A 15,094-nucleotide genomic window follows, 5' to 3' on the forward strand; every position below is an offset into this window, starting at 1 on the left:
TATATAAATTAAATTGTTAGATGGATATCATTCAAGGAAATCAACACGCGAATCCTGAAGAATTTTATAATTCTTTAAAGGAAAAACTGGAAGGTCACCACGACTTTCCGGAAGATTATTTATTTAAATTTATAATTCCTACAGATCAGGCAAAACTTACAGAAATATATAAGGTTTTTGACGGCATTAAATTTACGCTTGGAAACAGAGAAAGTAAAAATGGAAAATATACAGCCTGCAATATCAATGCTTTTGTCTTAGACGCTGATCAGGTCGTAAATATTTATAAAGAAGTTGGAAAAATAGAAGGAGTGATCCTTTTATAAAAATAAAAAAGTCAGCCGAAAGCTGACTTTTCTTATTATTTCATTCTGGTTTATTTCTCAATAAAATATTTTACATTTTCTATAGGCCTTCCCAGCATAGCGACTGAGCCTTTTATTAAGATTGGCCTTTGAATTAAAGAAGGATTTTTAGACAATATTTCCAACCATTCCTCTTCTGAGTAATTCTTCCCTGCAAATTTTTCAAGATATAATTTTTCCGTCTTTCTGATCAGATGAAAAACACTCTGGTTGAGTTTTTTTAAAACTGTTTTTAACTCTAAAATACTTAATGGGTCCTCCACAATATTGATGATCTCAAACGGCACTCCATTCTCATCAAGATACTCTAAAACAGCATTTGATTTTGAACAACTTCCATTATGTAAAACCTTAACTAACATATTTAATAATATAAAGAATTAAACTTGTATGTAACAAATTTAGATAAAAACCAAGTTACATCAATCCTAAAAGATCCTAAAGTATTGTTAATTAAAACAATCCATTAAGTTCAGCTTCAATTTTTTCCAGAATAAACCCAAAATCTTCAGGTTTTTCAACGAAATCAAGATCATCTACCTCAATGACCAACAATCTACCTTCGGTATAATTGGAAATCCATTTTTCGTACTTCTGATTTAATTTTGAAAGATATTCAATACTGATCGAGGCTTCATATTCTCTTCCTCTTTTATAGATCTTTTTAACCAGATTGGGTACATCAGATTTTAAGTAGATCAACAAATCGGGGGCTGAAACAAAAGATTTCATTAAATTAAAAACATCCTGATAATTTTTAAAATCCCTGTCCGAAAGCAAGTGCATATCATTTAAATTTTCCGCAAAAATATGGGCGTCCTCATAAATGGTACGATCCTGAATGATATTCTTTCCACTTTCTCTTATTTCTTTTACCTGGCGGAACCTGCTTCCTAAGAAGTAAATCTGCAAAGCAAAGCTCCATTTGCTCATATCTGCATAAAAGTCTTCCAGATAAGGATTATGGTCTACATCTTCAAATTGTGCATCCCATCCATAATGCTTGGAGAGCATCGTCGTTAATGTCGTTTTTCCAGCTCCGATATTTCCTGTAACTGCAATGTGCATATTCTATTTTCCCTTATTTATTGATGTCCATGAAAAAATTATTAAATACCAACAGTCTGAACTTCTGCAGTCTCTTCAAGAAGCTTTTTCAACGTAGTATCTGCAGGTTTTTCCACAGACTGATCTTTAATAAACTTGTCCTGAACCTTTTCTAATGATTTGTCCGCTGATTCTCCAGTTTGCTCTGGTGTCTTCTGAACAGGTTTTTCTGTATTTCCAGGTTCAGGCTCAGACTCCTGTTTTGCCTGTTTAATTTTTTCAAGGTTGTAAAGATAAAGGTTGTTCGCTTTGATTTCAAAATAAGCAAGCGTGTTTTTATCCACAATTTGTGCATCAGGATCTTCAAAAATTTTCACCAACCCTTTTTCCGGAATATATTTAAGAATTGAATTATTAGTTATGATCAGAACAGACTCATTCTCCCTTCTGAATCGTTTCCCGTTTTCTATGGGAATCTCTGTAAGTTTTTCAAATTTCAGGCTATAGATCCTGAAATGCTTTCTTGTCAGGATATATACTTTATTTTCATAAACCAGAAGATCCATCAGATCATCAAAGCTTGCATCAAAAGGATAGGAATTTATTGTGGTATCATTTCTGAAATTGTACTGAATGAGACGTTTTGAGCTCTCATCCAAAAGCCATATCTGCTGAAGATCTTCTGCATATGCTATTTTTATAAATGCAAACTTCTGTTTGAAATCTATTCTCTGGATCTCATTGAGATTCTGATCTACAAACTTTAATTCCTGGGCATTTTCTGAAAACAAGGGAACTGAAAGTGGATTTTGAACCCCCTGGATTTTAAATGGTACCGTAAGCATCATTTTCCCAATCTGCTTTCCTAAAGAATCATATTTGGTTAAACTGAAATCTTTATTCTTATAGATATACAAATTTCCGTAATCGTCTGCAAAAAGGTCTTTTGCTTCTTTTAATTTCAAGGTATCCAGTGGCAAAGCCTTCTGCGCAGAAATTGAGCAGAAAACAAAAGCAAATATCAGGGGTAATAATTTCAATGTTCTTTTACTAATATGATTTCCCGAAGGAATATGACCAATTTACACACTTTATTTTAATCGTGATTCAATTGTTATTATTTTAAATTATTTAATAGCAACCTCATAAATTTTGGGCCAGTTTTTTCCTGTTACCAACATATTATCACCTTTAAAGGCAATTCCATTTAAAACATGCTCAGTGTTATCTCCGGAATTTTCTGCTGTCATTTGCGTAAAGTCAAATGTACCCACAACCTCTCCGTTCACAGGATTAATTTTTAAAATGATCGGTTTATGCCAGATGTTTGAATAAATAAATCCATTGTGGTATTCCAGTTCATTAAGCTGATCATACACTTCAGCGCTTCCTGCCACAGGCATTGTTTTTAATATTATAGAAGGATCATTTACATTCAGAAAATAAAGGTTTTTTGAACCATCGGTCGCTATCAGATTCTTACCATCATAGGTTAGTCCCCATCCTTCTTTCATCGCTGATGCCAAAGGAAATTCAGAAATCAGTTTCAGAGAATTTTTATCATATACAAAACCTTTTCTATTTCGGTAGGTTAACTGAAATATCTTATCTCCTGCCGTGGCACAGCCTTCGGAAAAAATATCCGCTGGTTGTTTTGTTACACTAACGGGTATGGTTCCTCCCAAGTTATATTTTAAAAGCTTAGATGATTTCTCTAACCCTACACTCTCGTACACCGTATTCCCTTCTAAAGTAAATCCTTCAATAAAATTATCGGGATCATGTGGATATTCCGCTACAATCTGGTAGGACATTTTCTTTTCAGGATTTTTTGCAAAGACATTGATCGTGGCATCCTGATAAAGTGTTTTTCCTCCTTTTGTTTTAACAACAAATGTTACATCATTATCCCCAAGACCAAAAAACTTTGGATTAATGGTTAAATCTGAGGTTTCTTTATCCCCGAAACTGATGGTAATCGTTTCTGCATTTTCTAAGACATCCCCTGGAATTTTCAGTTTATCATTATAATGATAGCCTTTTTGTTCCATGGAAAGATTATAGTCGTTTAAAGAATTTAAAATCTCTTTATCTTTATTACAAGACACTAATAATACAACCGCTACAAGACCGGCTATCGGATTTACTTTCATTGAGTTTCCAAATAATTTCCTCAAAAGTAGCAAAATTTATTGCTTTGTACTAATTTCACTTTGGGCATCATCATGCTGTAACGTCATTTGGAATATGGAAATTTAATTATTAAAACCTCTTTTTCTGTTTTCCATTAAAATAGCGCCCGATGGGAGCGCTATTCAAATATAATTTTAAATGAGTTGTCTGTATTACTTAATGGCAACTTCATATATTTTTGGCCAGTTCTTTCCTGTTACCAGCATATTTTCTCCTTTGAAAGCGATCCCGTTCAATACATCATCACTTCCCTTGGTATTCTGCTTGGCAATATCTGTAAAATCAAATGTTCCCACCACTTCTCCGTTTGCCGGGTTTATTTTAAGAATAATAGGTTTCTGCCATACGTTAGCATAAATAAACCCATTGTGGTATTCTAATTCATTTAACTGATCATAAGCCTGTGAGCTTCCTGCTACAGCAATATATTTAACCAATTTTGAAGGATCTTTCGGATCAAGGAAATACAACAATTTACTTCCATCGGAAGCAATCAGGTTTTGTCCGTCATATGTCAGTCCCCACCCTTCTCCTAATACGTTCGGATAAGCAAATTCAGATAAAAGCTTCAATGAACTTTTATCGTAGATATATCCTTTTTTGCTTTGCCATGTCAACTGATATACTTTATCTCCTACAATCGTACTTCCTTCGGAGAAGTCTTCCTGAGCCTGCTTTGTTGAAGCTAAAGGAGTTGTTGTCCCCAGAGTGTACTTCAGGATTTGTGAAGATCCGTTTTGCCCGTCACTTTCATAGATCGTGTTTCCTTCGATCTGAAATCCCTGCACAAAGTTGGCTGGATTATGCGGGTATTCCGCAACGATTTCATAAGAGATCTTTTTTTCAGGATTTTTTGCAAAAACATTGATCGTAGCATCCTGATTTAATGTTTCTCCTCCTTTTGTTTTAATATTAAAAGTAACGGCATTATCTCCTAATGTGAAAAATTTAGGATCAATCACAAGGTTTGAGGTCTCCTTATCTCCAAAACTGATGGTTACACTTTCCGCATTATCTGCAACATCTTTCGGAAGTTCAAGTTTATCCCCGAAGTGATATCCTTTGCTTTCCATTGAATTGTTATAATCACTTAAACTATTCAATATTTTTTTATCATTGTTACAAGACGCCAACATCAAAATCGCCGCAAAACCAACTATTATATTTTTTTTCATTGAATTTCTAAATATTTCCCCAAAAATAGCAAATTTTATTCCGTTATGCCAATTTGTTTGGCGGGTTGACCAAATTGTAATATGTACCCATTGTTATCATAAATAGCGAATTCCCGCATATCCCATTCAAAGGTTTCTATTTCGTAGCAAACTTCAGCCTTGTCTTTTAATTCTTCCCATAAATCATCTACACTGTCGACGTTAAAGTAAAATGAGCCTGTAAATCCTATTCCATTGAATTTTTCATGATCGTTAGGCTTCGAGAGCATTACCTCAACGTCATCTTTACGGATCGTTGCCCATTCCCATTCATCATTCCTTTCTACCAGGTTAAACCCAAGGATATGAAGATAAAAACCAAGGGTTTCATCAAGATTTTGTGTCCAGAGTATGGGACGAAGAGAAGTATATTTTATCATATTTTTAATTTATAAAGCAAAACGCAAAGACACTCAATCTGCGTCTTTGCGTTTTTGTTATTTATTTTCCAGATAGGATTTCAGACTTTCTCCAACGATCACATTCCATCCCTTTGTAAAGTTTTCTTTTGAAAATCCCTCTCCCAGGTTTTTAAAGAGATCCGTGTTTTCATGAGTCAGCGTTATCACTGTTCCTCCATCTTCCGGCTGAAGTTCCCAGATCACTGTAGTTTCAGCATCGGAAAATTCGGGATATGACCATGTATGTTTGAGTCGTTCATTGATGGCAAAATCCAAAATACTTCCCTGATGGTGGTATTTTTTTTCATTTCCAGGTTCATAGAAATTAAACTGTTTTCCTATTTCCAATTCAAAATCAGAGATATCAAAATACCAGGATTTCATCTGATCTCTATCTGTCAATGCCATCCAGACCTTATCAGGTGGAGCATCCACTTTCTGTTGAACAATAATAGGTGTACTCATGTTATTTTTTTATTTCTCAAATCTATCCGTGGGTAAACCCGGTAATTTTAGCTTCATCAAAATCCAGCTGCATTTCAATCGTCCGCATCACATGATCATCAAATATCTTTTCACGTTTCATACGGTGCAATTCATTTCGCTGCGCCTGTATTACCTGTCTTAAAACATCCTTATTCTCGTTCATTGCAGAAACATAATCTCCTGTAGAAGCCATACATTGGGCTTTATCTGCCATCATCATCATTTCATTTTCCAGTTTATGTTTCTGATGACGTACAAGACTGTTTCTTTCTGCAAGATCTGAGAAATCAGTATCCAGTTTTTGCAAAGCGGTTTCTTTTAATTTTCTCATTAAAATAACCTCCTGCTTTTCTTCAGGTATTTCACTTCCTGCATCACTTATTTTCAACAACTTTAAAATAGGAGACAACAATAGCCCCTGCCCCACTAAAGTAATTAAAATAATAACGAAAGTTACGAATAAAATAATATTACGATGTGGGAACGCATCTCCGTTAGGTAAAAATGCAGGGATTGACAATGCTGCAGCTAAGGAAACAACTCCCCTCATTGCTGCAAAGCTGATGATAAAGGGCTCTCTCCAATCCGGTTTGGGGACTTTCAGCCTCAGTTCTTTTGAACAAAGTCTTGGAAAATACATTAATGCGTAACTGTAGATAATTCTTGTGAGAATAATGGCACCACCGATCACTACACTATAGAAGATTCCTTCGGAGATGGTATAATCTTGCATTGCAGCAACTACTATGGGTAATTCAAGACCGATGAGGATGAAAATAATGGTATTCATCAAAAAGATAAGAACACTCCATACATTACCCGACTGAATTCTTGAAGTATGGCTCAGATAACAATGAGAATTATAAGACATGAGTAAACCTCCGGCTACCACAGATAATACTCCTGAAAAATGAAAATGTTCAGCACCAACATACATGATGTATGGGACAATAAGCGTGATAATAGTGTCTATATTGGAATTGGAAGGAATGATACGAAGTAGAGCTCCGAATAGGAAACCTACTGCAATTCCTATCGCAATCCCTCCAATAGCCATAATGAAGAAATCCTGGACAGCATCTCTAAAGATAAACTGCCCTGAAATAACGGCCGCTAAAGCAAACTTAAATACGATCAAACTCGATGCGTCATTAATCAGGCTTTCTCCCTCAAGAATACTCGTAATCTTCTTCGGGATCTTCATATTTCTGAGTACCGATGTAGCTGCCACAGCATCTGGTGGAGAATTTACTCCTCCCAACAGGAATCCCATCGCAACAGTAAGTCCCGGAATGATTGATGATGATAGATACGCCACTACTATTGAAGTAAGGAATACCAGCCCGAAAGCCATCGAAAAAATCTGCTTTCTCCATTTATGGAAGTCCTGCCATGAGGTAAACCAGGCGGCTTCAAATAAAATAGGAGGAAGAAAAATAAGAAAAACCAGATCCGGTTCTATTTCAATGTGAGGCATACCCGGAATAAAGCTTATCAATAACCCTGCTATAACAAGGAAAATAGGATAAGCTACTTTCAGTTTTTGCCCGATCATTACTAATATCATCACAGACAGCAATACTGCGATTGATATTATTACGTAATTGTGAATCATTTATTTATGATTTTATTTAATTAATATTAGGTTAGAAATCTAAATAAATTCTTTTGTCATTGTGTTTTTTATTTCCTACAGAACAATATTATTCTTCGGACTTATTGGTAAAGGAAGGTCATGTTCATCCAGCATATCTCTCATATCGATCTCAATTGTCCGGCTGATCTGTGTGATAGGAACATCATTAGGACTTCCTTCAAAAGGATTTACAGAAGCCTCTCCCACACTATCCAGTGTATGAAAGCACCAGGTTACCAAAAGTGAAAACGGAATATTAAACCATATGGTAAATCCTTCCAATAAAGTTCCCTCTCCCAGTTTATCAAATTCTTTCAACAATCCGAAAGGAACAAAAACAATAAACAACAACAACAGGTAAGTAGTAATCGATGAAAAATTCCTGGGATATGGGAAGTTTTTTATTCTTTCAGCTTTTCCCTGATCATCGGTGAATTTTACCAGTTGCTGGTTGATTTGTGTCCATTGAAAATCATTAATCTCTCCTTTTGCATAAGCCTCCGACAGTTCTTTGCTTTGGGCAGCCATCAATTGTGTAGCCCTGTTCTTTTTACTGAGAATATAATGAAGTTCACTTTCAGAAAGATAAAGTTTCAGTTCTTCATCCAGCTTGGAAAGCCTTTCCGGAATGTCATATTTTTTTGAGTATTCGTCAAACTGTACCGTATTCATATTCTCCCATGCCCTTGGCTCCCTTAGTTGAAAACGTAATGCCGTTAACCATGCATAATGCCGTGAGAACATTTCTTTTACTTTAGCAGGATCTTTAGCAGAGAGCGAATCCCTGAGAATATATCCAAAACTCCGGCTGTTGTTAATAATAGAACCATAAATCTGCCTTGCTTCCCACAGCCTGCTGTAACTTGCATTATTTTTAAAACCTACAATGAAAGCTACCGCTGTTCCCATGATTGCAATGGGCTGCCAGGGAAATGAAACGAATGTTAAACCGAAATGATAAAGTACCGTAGGAATTGCTGCTAAAACGGCAAGGACATAGATACTTCTCCTTGTCCACATAGCAAATTCACGGGCTCCAAATCTTTTTCCTGAGTGCATAAATGTGTTTTTACTTTTTGTTAAATGGTATGTTGTTATAAAATCCGATCTGAATCTGCCCCCTGTTTCTATTCTCCTGGAGCTGATTCATATACCCTGCTTCGATTCTTAAATTCTTACTGATCACATATCCCAACGCTCCGTACACCCTGTTCCTGTCAAATACCGGGCTATCAAAGTGAAGAAAAACTTCATTATAGAGAGAAGCATAAAAAGTTTTCGGAAGCATTTCTTTATTATTGATCGGAATATTTAGCCCCAGGAAATAACGAAACCTCATTCTGAAATCCTCTTCAAGAAAGCGTTCTTCCAAACGGTAACGATGCTGAAGATAAAATCTTCCAAATTGTTGTTTGGTGATAAACTGCTGAAAAATCCTGTGTTCAATATTTTCTTTTTTCTCGCCGTTTACATAGGGCTGACTTAAAATAAATCCGTAACCTAATAAAACATTATTGTTATTTTCCGACAGATCGTATCCGATCCCTGTACGGATTAAAAGCTGCTCAAGATCTCCAACCGCATCAAAGTTACGATACTGAATTTCATTGTGCCAGTTCCATTTTTTATTGATTTTATTATTCCCGAAATACATATACCAGGCCCCCAAATCATTTTTCTGAGCAAATGAAAGTGTTGTTGCTAAAATAAAAATGACGAGGGATACCGACCTTATAATCTCCATACTAATCTTCTATGTTTATATTTTATTAATTAATTAGCCTGACCTATTTCCAACTTGTCAAACTTTCCGTCACTGTTGATATTAAATTTAAAAAAAGTTCTGAAATCACCCCAGCTTTCTGTGTGAAACCGTCCATAGATGGTTTTACCTTCATTTTCAATAGTATCAATCGAAGTAAATTTCTCGTGTCCACAAGCATCTTTTACGAATTTCTTAAAATCCCTTGGATTACCATCGTCATATAATTTAGCATCTGCAGTAAAAAAAGAAGTAAAAGTTTCCGCATCACCTTTTTGCCATGCATCAAAAGCCTTTTTTACCGTTTCATTTAATTTTGTTGTATCCATATCATTTTTTGTCTGTTGTTGAGTAGGGGTTATTTTAACATCATTTTTCTGGGCACATGCGCAATACATGGAAAATACCGTCAGTAAATAAATAATTTTTTTCATGAGAATTTAAAGGGATAATTTAAGAAAATAATAAGAAGATTCAAACCCATGAACGGAAGCTCTATCAAAGCACCTTTTATATCCCCGTGAAAAAGCTCTAGTCCCATAATAAGCAAGATCGTTCCCGCCATTAAAAAATTCCCCCAGAAAAAAGTCTGTGGAATTATGATCAACACTGCACTGATTATGATAATTATCCCCAAAACCATGATAGCGGTATTGTTCATTCCTATTCTGCCAAGCATCTGTAGCATTTCAGGTTTCCCGGAAACCATTGCTATACCTTGTTTAAAGCCCATATACACTGCAAAAACAATCAATGCAATGGTGAGTATTTTTAAAATCATATGTTGTGTTTTTAATTGTTAAAGTTTGTTGAGAAGGAACCTGATTTATCCGGATTGCACTTTATTTAACGCCATTATATCATAATTATTAAATTCATCATCTTTTGTTTAATGGGTTTAAAGTTATGAATTCCTTATTTAATCTTCCGAAAAAGTGCTCTTTTTAAAATTAGAAAAACAGGAATGCAAATGTATAATAAAATGAAAACCGACAGGAATTCCTGCCGGTTCTTTTTAACTATATTTCGTATACAAAAAATGAATGTTACGGATGTACCTGAGCTTTAGCCGGATCATCATAATTTACCATCCAGTTGATTCCGAATTTATCTGTAAACATACCAAAATAAGCACCCCAGAAAGTATCTGCAAGTGCCATTGTCACCTGTCCTCCTTCTGAAAGTCCGTTGAATAATTTTGTAGCTTCTTCTTTTGACTCTGCATTAATGGAAACAGAAATATTATTTCCTGCCACAAAATGAGATGCCCACTCTCCGCCGGTGTCACTTCCCATTAAGACTGTTTCTTTAGAAATGGGTAAAGAAACATGCATAATCTTATCTTTATCTTCTTCCGGAGTTTCTTTTCCTTCCATTGGCGGCATTTCTCCAAAAGTTCCGATATAAGGATATTCGCCGCCAAAAACAGATTTATAGAAATCAAATGCTTCCCTGCAGTTCCCATTGAATGTAAGATAAACGTTTACTGTTGCCATAAAGTATTTTTTTTAATTGAGTTTGTCTGATGTTTTAAGGCTTTTCGGAAATTCTTTTCAACATGGAAAGCCCTTGCTCATAGTCTTTTCCAATGGCACCATCCATATTCATAAACAGCTTCATTATGGTAAAAGGGTATGGAATTTGGGAGGTGAACCCCCAGGTCACCTTGCTTGCGTTTCCTTCATGAGCCACTATAACATAAGTATCTGCTTCACTTTCGTAAGGAGTCATGAATTTAATTGAAGTATCTATTCTTTTTAGGAAAGGATCTACTTTTTTTATTTCCTGGCACCCTTTTCCTGCTTTATCATTTTTACTGCTCCAGCACATTTTTTCACCCGGTTGTCCTTCGGTTCCGCTCCATTCCTTTTTCATTCCCGCATCCAGCCTGTTCCATGGACTCCAGAGATCCATTGCTTTTAAAGTGTTGGTATTCTGCCATACTTTTTCTACAGGAGCATTAATTGTTATGGTTTTTTCATATTTGAAATCCCCGGAAATTAAGGCGGCTATTACCAACCAAACTATCAGTATTGCGGCCAAAACGATCATGGCCCATTTTAAAATCTTCATAGGTATTTCTATCTGTGCTGGTCTATTAAAATCATATTCCCATCGGGATCTTTTAGGAAGATATGCTCCGGTCCTGAGGTGGTTTCATCAGCCTCTTTTTCCAGATGAATATTATTTTCTTTTAAATGTTTCTGAATCTCACGCACGTCATCGAAAGATTCCAGATTCTCTGCATTTTCATCCCACCCCGGATTGAAGGTAAGCATATTCCCGTCAAACATAGCCTGAAATAAACCGATCAATGTACTTCCGTTTTTCATGATCAGATAGTTTTGGTCCATGTTTCCTCCCATAGCACTGAATCCCAGCTTTTCATAAAAGTCTTTAGACTTTTGAAGATCTTTTACACTTAAACTGAGCGAGAATACTCCTAGCTTCATATTTCTTATTTATTTTATTAACAAGTTTTATCTTCAGTTTTACTGATTGGTTATATGGGTTTTGAAGTTCATTGTTCCATCATAGCTTTTCCAGTCACCAATGAATTCGATATAAGGGGACTCAATTTTCTCAGTCACTTTATTCCACTTAAAAGTATAAACAAATTTACCTTTGAAAATACCGGAATGTTTGCCTTTATTCTCCTCTGCCAGTTCGTATTCACCATACACAGTTCCTTTTCTTTTCGTGTCCTTATACTTTGTAATCGTCAGATTTCCTTCAAATTTAGAATAGGTTTTATCCACTAAAGAATATCCGGAAACAAAATATTCCTGATCATTTTTTCTGTTTTGTTCTGAAATATTAATCTTGAGCTTTATAGCCTGTTTATCTTTTCCGATGGTTCCGGAGTATGCTTTACTGTTATTGAGCCATACATTTGAAATATTAGGCATCTGAGCAAAAGCAAAACCGGAAATAAGAATGAGGAGTAGTACAAGTTTTTTCATATTGTTTTTTGTTTTTAATTGAGTATTACGTAAGCAATATCAATAAAAGGAAATTCTGTGACAGCGTAGGGAAAGCCAATATTTCCTTGAGTAATTTTAACCCGTCATTACAGGTTCTAACTCATCCGAAGTTATACTCCGAACTGAGCCAGGTGGTGATTTAAATGTTTCGCAAACATATTGCTCCACTCATGGGATTTTAGTTTACCAAATGAGAATGATTCTTTTCCATCGAAGGCTTCAGCTCCCAGTTGTTGCGTTTTTTGGATAAATCCTATCAGCCTCTTTTTTTCTTCTTCAAAATCCCTTCTTCCCACAATCATAAACTGGGGTGCAGTAGGAGAATCTCTGGGATAGGCTTTTTCACTAACGACTTTAGGTTTCACAAAATTTTTCAGGATAAATTTTGCTATAGCTCCGGGCTTCTTATGCTTCTCCGGTTCATACACCATCTCATAGGAAACGCAACAGTGAGCCAGCATCTGATCCACCATCATTTTTCCCCAAATACCGTGAGTATCTTCAATAAGATTATTGATCCTATTGATGTAATTCTGAGCAACTTTTGCATCAAATACGTTTTCCATTGTTTGTTAATTGTTCGGAAAACAAATATATCAGTTTTTTCTGATGATTTTATATCCTTTTTTAAAAACCGTAAAAACCCGGGCGATGATATATGGATACCGGGTCTGAGGTATAAATTACGGGGTTACAAAGTACGTGGTATGGATTAAGTTTGGGATGCAACTGATGCGATGAACTTATCTGGTCAATTTATATTTTGCTTAAAAATTTATCCGATTTCTTCGAAGGAATCTTCTTCTTTTGGATTCTCAGGTTTTACGTACCTGAATACCAGCCATAATTTGATCTTCAGGGCAATCCACCCTAAAAAAGCATAGACAAGTAAAAGAATTCCCAAATGCCTTAAATAGGGAAATGTAAGTTCTACCGATCCTTTTTGAATCAATAATATTTTGAAAGCCTGTAAGAATGGGGTTAAAGGAATAATATTCGCAATAAACTGTACAAAAGCAGGCATTGCATTCAATGGCCAGGTGAATCCGCTGATAATAAACGCAGGTGAAGCAATAACCATCAGAATTTGAGTTGCCTTCAAGGCATCCGGAATCAGGATACTGATAAAAACACCTAAGAAAGATGCTGAACTCACAAAAACAGAGGTCAGAACTATAAAATTAAAAATCCCCTGAGGCATAGGTACTTTAAAAATCATGTGCATGAAATAATACATTCCTACGATCAGTATAGAAAATATCCAGATCGGTATCACTTTGATCAGCATTGTAGGAAATGCCCATTTCCTCATTCCATAATATTCTTTCACGAAGGTTCCTCCCTGAAATTCTGCAGCAAAACTTACGGCCATAGCCAGCAATATCACCTGTTGTAAAACTACAGCCAACATAGCCGGCCACATGAAAATAAGGTAATTGCTGGTTGTATTGAAAAGGGTGATATAATTGGTTTTAAAGGGTTCAAACTGGGTAGCTGCCCTTGTTGCCGGCATTCCAGCTTTCTGGAGGGCCTTTATCGATGCACCTGCAGAGAAAGTTCCAATCGTCAGCTGAAGGGCTTTTGTGGCAAAATTTGCTGTAAGAACATTTCCCGTATTAATGTAAACATTGACTTCCGGATATTTTTTTTGCAGCATTCCAGCTTCAAATTTGGAAGGAATGATTACTACGGCTGCCGCATCATTTTTAATGACCTCATCTTTTATGCTTAATGGTTCCTGAACATACTTCAAAACCCGGATCCCTTTATTGTCCTGCAACATTTCCACCAGCTGATTCGACAACGGAGTATTGTCTCTGTCAATAACAATAACCGGTGTATGCTCTACTTTTCCGCTTTTGTATACAAACCCCAGCAATGTGGCATAAAATAGCGGTGCCACAAAGAATACGGTTCTTAAGGTGGAGTTTTTAATGAACATCTTAAACTCGCGCTTTAAAAGACGGAAAAATTCTTTCATTGTTTATATCTGTTTAAACAGCCTTATGGAATTTCAAAAATGCCATCGGACTGTATTTCATTATTATTTCAGGATCACATTGGCGTTGACGAGGATATTTTTAGCTTTATTCATATCCTTAGGTTTTACTTTGATCTCATAAATTGCATCCTGCAACTGATAATCGGGATAGGCAGTAGTAATATCCGCATATCTTGTCAGCTGCTTAATATACAGGATAGTCCCCTCAATGTTTTCTTTATTATAAACGACCTGCATCGCAACGGTTTGCCCTTTTTTATATTTTGCTATTTCGCTCTCAGGAACGGTAAACCTGAAATACGTACTTTCGGGAATGTAACCGTTAAACAGAGCAAAACCTGCAGTCGCAAGCTCTCCGGCATTAAGGCTGATGGTTTCTATTTCCATGTCGTTTGTCGCAATAATGTAACGTTCAGAATAAGCAACATTCGCCTCCTGTAAAGCTCCTTTGGCTTGCGAAGCCTGTCCGGCAGCCATCTCCACTTTTTCGAAACGGGTTCCTCTTTTTACATCATCCAGTTCCGCGACTACAGCGTCATATTGCGCTTTGGCACCCTGTAATTTAGCATATACTTCATCATAAGCCTGCGGAGACATCAAACTATCCCTAAACATATTAGAGGCTCTTTTGAAAGATTTCTGTGCGAAATCATACTGCTCTTTTAATCCTTTATATTTAGCCTGAAGCTGTCTTAGCTGATCTGCGGTAGCTCCGTTCTTAGCCATTTGTTCCTGTGCCGTTGCTGCACTTACGGCTCCCTGAGCCTGTGCAATTTTTGCTGAAACTTCAGGAACATCAAGCAATGCCAGGGTATCACCTTTTTTTACGGTCTGACCTTCTGTAACATAAATTTTGAGGATCCTCCCGGTTACTTTAGGAGCAAATGAAACAACATCCTTTTTGGTTTTTCCTTCCGAATCATTGAGGTTTTCTTTTTTCTGTGCACAACTTCCCAATAAAATCAGAAAGCCAAATAGTATAGAGATATTTTTTTGCATCATTT

At 36.1% G+C, this 15,094-nt stretch carries 20 protein-coding genes; 1 reads left to right on the forward strand and 19 read right to left on the reverse strand.

The window, feature by feature from the left end:
* Window positions 1-20 precede the first annotated feature (20 nt).
* Window positions 21-326, forward strand: a complete 306-nt coding sequence (locus PFY10_05960; protein WBV57985.1) for a DUF493 family protein — start codon at window positions 21-23, stop codon at window positions 324-326.
* A 50-nt stretch (window positions 327-376) separates the two neighbouring features.
* On the opposite strand, the gene PFY10_05965 is transcribed toward PFY10_05960, so the two are convergent.
* From PFY10_05965 to PFY10_06055, 19 genes are all read right to left on the reverse strand, one after another.
* A complete protein-coding gene (locus PFY10_05965; protein ID WBV57986.1) occupies window positions 377-727 on the reverse strand; it encodes an arsenate reductase (glutaredoxin) in 351 nt (116 codons plus the stop codon).
* A 91-nt stretch (window positions 728-818) separates the two neighbouring features.
* Complete coding sequence (locus PFY10_05970; GenBank protein ID WBV57987.1) at window positions 819-1,433, reverse strand: deoxynucleoside kinase; 615 nt, start codon at window positions 1,431-1,433, stop codon at window positions 819-821.
* A 41-nt stretch (window positions 1,434-1,474) separates the two neighbouring features.
* Window positions 1,475-2,452, reverse strand: coding sequence for a hypothetical protein (locus PFY10_05975; GenBank protein ID WBV57988.1), 978 nt, complete (start codon window positions 2,450-2,452; stop codon window positions 1,475-1,477).
* A gap of 87 nt (window positions 2,453-2,539) precedes the next feature.
* Window positions 2,540-3,565 carry a glutaminyl-peptide cyclotransferase gene (locus PFY10_05980; GenBank protein ID WBV58925.1) on the reverse strand — a complete coding sequence of 342 codons (1,026 nt, stop codon included), beginning with the start codon at window positions 3,563-3,565 and terminating at the stop codon, window positions 2,540-2,542.
* 192 nt (window positions 3,566-3,757) lie between these two features.
* A complete protein-coding gene (locus PFY10_05985; GenBank protein ID WBV57989.1) occupies window positions 3,758-4,780 on the reverse strand; it encodes a glutaminyl-peptide cyclotransferase in 1,023 nt (340 codons plus the stop codon).
* Window positions 4,781-4,815: 35 nt separating this feature from the next.
* The gene (locus tag PFY10_05990; GenBank protein WBV57990.1) at window positions 4,816-5,199 is read right to left on the reverse strand and encodes a VOC family protein; all 384 of its coding nucleotides are present in this window, start codon (window positions 5,197-5,199) and stop codon (window positions 4,816-4,818) included.
* A gap of 57 nt (window positions 5,200-5,256) precedes the next feature.
* Entirely contained in the window at window positions 5,257-5,685 is a 429-nt protein-coding gene (locus PFY10_05995; protein WBV57991.1) for an SRPBCC domain-containing protein, read from the reverse strand.
* A gap of 22 nt (window positions 5,686-5,707) precedes the next feature.
* Window positions 5,708-7,321, reverse strand: a complete 1,614-nt coding sequence (locus PFY10_06000) for a Na+/H+ antiporter (protein ID WBV57992.1) — start codon at window positions 7,319-7,321, stop codon at window positions 5,708-5,710.
* Window positions 7,322-7,396: 75 nt separating this feature from the next.
* Window positions 7,397-8,401 (reverse strand): bestrophin family ion channel, encoded by a 1,005-nt coding sequence (locus PFY10_06005; protein WBV57993.1) that lies wholly within the window; start codon window positions 8,399-8,401, stop codon window positions 7,397-7,399.
* A gap of 10 nt (window positions 8,402-8,411) precedes the next feature.
* On the reverse strand, window positions 8,412-9,086 hold the full coding sequence (locus tag PFY10_06010; GenBank protein ID WBV57994.1) for a DUF2490 domain-containing protein: 675 nt from the start codon (window positions 9,084-9,086) through the stop codon (window positions 8,412-8,414).
* Between the two features lie 29 nt (window positions 9,087-9,115).
* On the reverse strand, window positions 9,116-9,538 hold the full coding sequence (locus tag PFY10_06015) for a nuclear transport factor 2 family protein (GenBank protein WBV57995.1): 423 nt from the start codon (window positions 9,536-9,538) through the stop codon (window positions 9,116-9,118).
* On the reverse strand, window positions 9,535-9,885 hold the full coding sequence (locus tag PFY10_06020) for a hypothetical protein (protein WBV57996.1): 351 nt from the start codon (window positions 9,883-9,885) through the stop codon (window positions 9,535-9,537). The genes PFY10_06015 and PFY10_06020 overlap by 4 nt, the downstream gene beginning before the upstream one ends.
* A gap of 265 nt (window positions 9,886-10,150) precedes the next feature.
* Window positions 10,151-10,600 (reverse strand): VOC family protein, encoded by a 450-nt coding sequence (locus tag PFY10_06025; GenBank protein ID WBV57997.1) that lies wholly within the window; start codon window positions 10,598-10,600, stop codon window positions 10,151-10,153.
* 34 nt (window positions 10,601-10,634) lie between these two features.
* The gene (locus tag PFY10_06030; GenBank protein ID WBV57998.1) at window positions 10,635-11,177 is read right to left on the reverse strand and encodes an SRPBCC family protein; all 543 of its coding nucleotides are present in this window, start codon (window positions 11,175-11,177) and stop codon (window positions 10,635-10,637) included.
* 8 nt (window positions 11,178-11,185) lie between these two features.
* The gene (locus tag PFY10_06035; GenBank protein ID WBV57999.1) at window positions 11,186-11,557 is read right to left on the reverse strand and encodes a VOC family protein; all 372 of its coding nucleotides are present in this window, start codon (window positions 11,555-11,557) and stop codon (window positions 11,186-11,188) included.
* A gap of 39 nt (window positions 11,558-11,596) precedes the next feature.
* Window positions 11,597-12,067, reverse strand: coding sequence for a hypothetical protein (locus PFY10_06040; protein WBV58000.1), 471 nt, complete (start codon window positions 12,065-12,067; stop codon window positions 11,597-11,599).
* 131 nt (window positions 12,068-12,198) lie between these two features.
* A complete protein-coding gene (locus PFY10_06045; GenBank protein ID WBV58001.1) occupies window positions 12,199-12,654 on the reverse strand; it encodes a DUF1569 domain-containing protein in 456 nt (151 codons plus the stop codon).
* Window positions 12,655-12,863: 209 nt separating this feature from the next.
* Complete coding sequence (locus PFY10_06050; GenBank protein ID WBV58002.1) at window positions 12,864-14,069, reverse strand: ABC transporter permease; 1,206 nt, start codon at window positions 14,067-14,069, stop codon at window positions 12,864-12,866.
* A gap of 63 nt (window positions 14,070-14,132) precedes the next feature.
* Window positions 14,133-15,089, reverse strand: a complete 957-nt coding sequence (locus PFY10_06055) for a biotin/lipoyl-binding protein (GenBank protein ID WBV58003.1) — start codon at window positions 15,087-15,089, stop codon at window positions 14,133-14,135.
* Between the last annotated feature and the right edge of the window lie 5 nt (window positions 15,090-15,094).

It is taken from the genome of Chryseobacterium daecheongense, assembly GCA_027920525.1.
In the GTDB taxonomy this organism is placed as follows: domain Bacteria; phylum Bacteroidota; class Bacteroidia; order Flavobacteriales; family Weeksellaceae; genus Chryseobacterium; species Chryseobacterium proteolyticum.

Coding starts and splice junctions, on each gene's coding strand:
- PFY10_06030 (WBV57998.1), bottom strand. CDS start 11,177: ATGAAGATTTTAAAATGGGCCATGATCGTTTTGGCCGCAATACTGATA.
- PFY10_06005 (WBV57993.1), bottom strand. CDS start 8,401: ATGCACTCAGGAAAAAGATTTGGAGCCCGTGAATTTGCTATGTGGACA.
- PFY10_06010 (WBV57994.1), bottom strand. CDS start 9,086: ATGGAGATTATAAGGTCGGTATCCCTCGTCATTTTTATTTTAGCAACA.
- PFY10_05980 (WBV58925.1), bottom strand. CDS start 3,565: ATGAAAGTAAATCCGATAGCCGGTCTTGTAGCGGTTGTATTATTAGTG.
- PFY10_06025 (WBV57997.1), bottom strand. CDS start 10,600: ATGGCAACAGTAAACGTTTATCTTACATTCAATGGGAACTGCAGGGAA.
- PFY10_06020 (WBV57996.1), bottom strand. CDS start 9,885: ATGATTTTAAAAATACTCACCATTGCATTGATTGTTTTTGCAGTGTAT.
- PFY10_06055 (WBV58003.1), bottom strand. CDS start 15,089: ATGCAAAAAAATATCTCTATACTATTTGGCTTTCTGATTTTATTGGGA.
- PFY10_05960 (WBV57985.1), top strand. CDS start 21: ATGGATATCATTCAAGGAAATCAACACGCGAATCCTGAAGAATTTTAT.
- PFY10_06040 (WBV58000.1), bottom strand. CDS start 12,067: ATGAAAAAACTTGTACTACTCCTCATTCTTATTTCCGGTTTTGCTTTT.
- PFY10_06000 (WBV57992.1), bottom strand. CDS start 7,321: ATGATTCACAATTACGTAATAATATCAATCGCAGTATTGCTGTCTGTG.
- PFY10_05985 (WBV57989.1), bottom strand. CDS start 4,780: ATGAAAAAAAATATAATAGTTGGTTTTGCGGCGATTTTGATGTTGGCG.
- PFY10_06045 (WBV58001.1), bottom strand. CDS start 12,654: ATGGAAAACGTATTTGATGCAAAAGTTGCTCAGAATTACATCAATAGG.
- PFY10_05990 (WBV57990.1), bottom strand. CDS start 5,199: ATGATAAAATATACTTCTCTTCGTCCCATACTCTGGACACAAAATCTT.
- PFY10_05970 (WBV57987.1), bottom strand. CDS start 1,433: ATGCACATTGCAGTTACAGGAAATATCGGAGCTGGAAAAACGACATTA.
- PFY10_06050 (WBV58002.1), bottom strand. CDS start 14,069: ATGAAAGAATTTTTCCGTCTTTTAAAGCGCGAGTTTAAGATGTTCATT.
- PFY10_05995 (WBV57991.1), bottom strand. CDS start 5,685: ATGAGTACACCTATTATTGTTCAACAGAAAGTGGATGCTCCACCTGAT.
- PFY10_06015 (WBV57995.1), bottom strand. CDS start 9,538: ATGAAAAAAATTATTTATTTACTGACGGTATTTTCCATGTATTGCGCA.
- PFY10_06035 (WBV57999.1), bottom strand. CDS start 11,557: ATGAAGCTAGGAGTATTCTCGCTCAGTTTAAGTGTAAAAGATCTTCAA.
- PFY10_05965 (WBV57986.1), bottom strand. CDS start 727: ATGTTAGTTAAGGTTTTACATAATGGAAGTTGTTCAAAATCAAATGCT.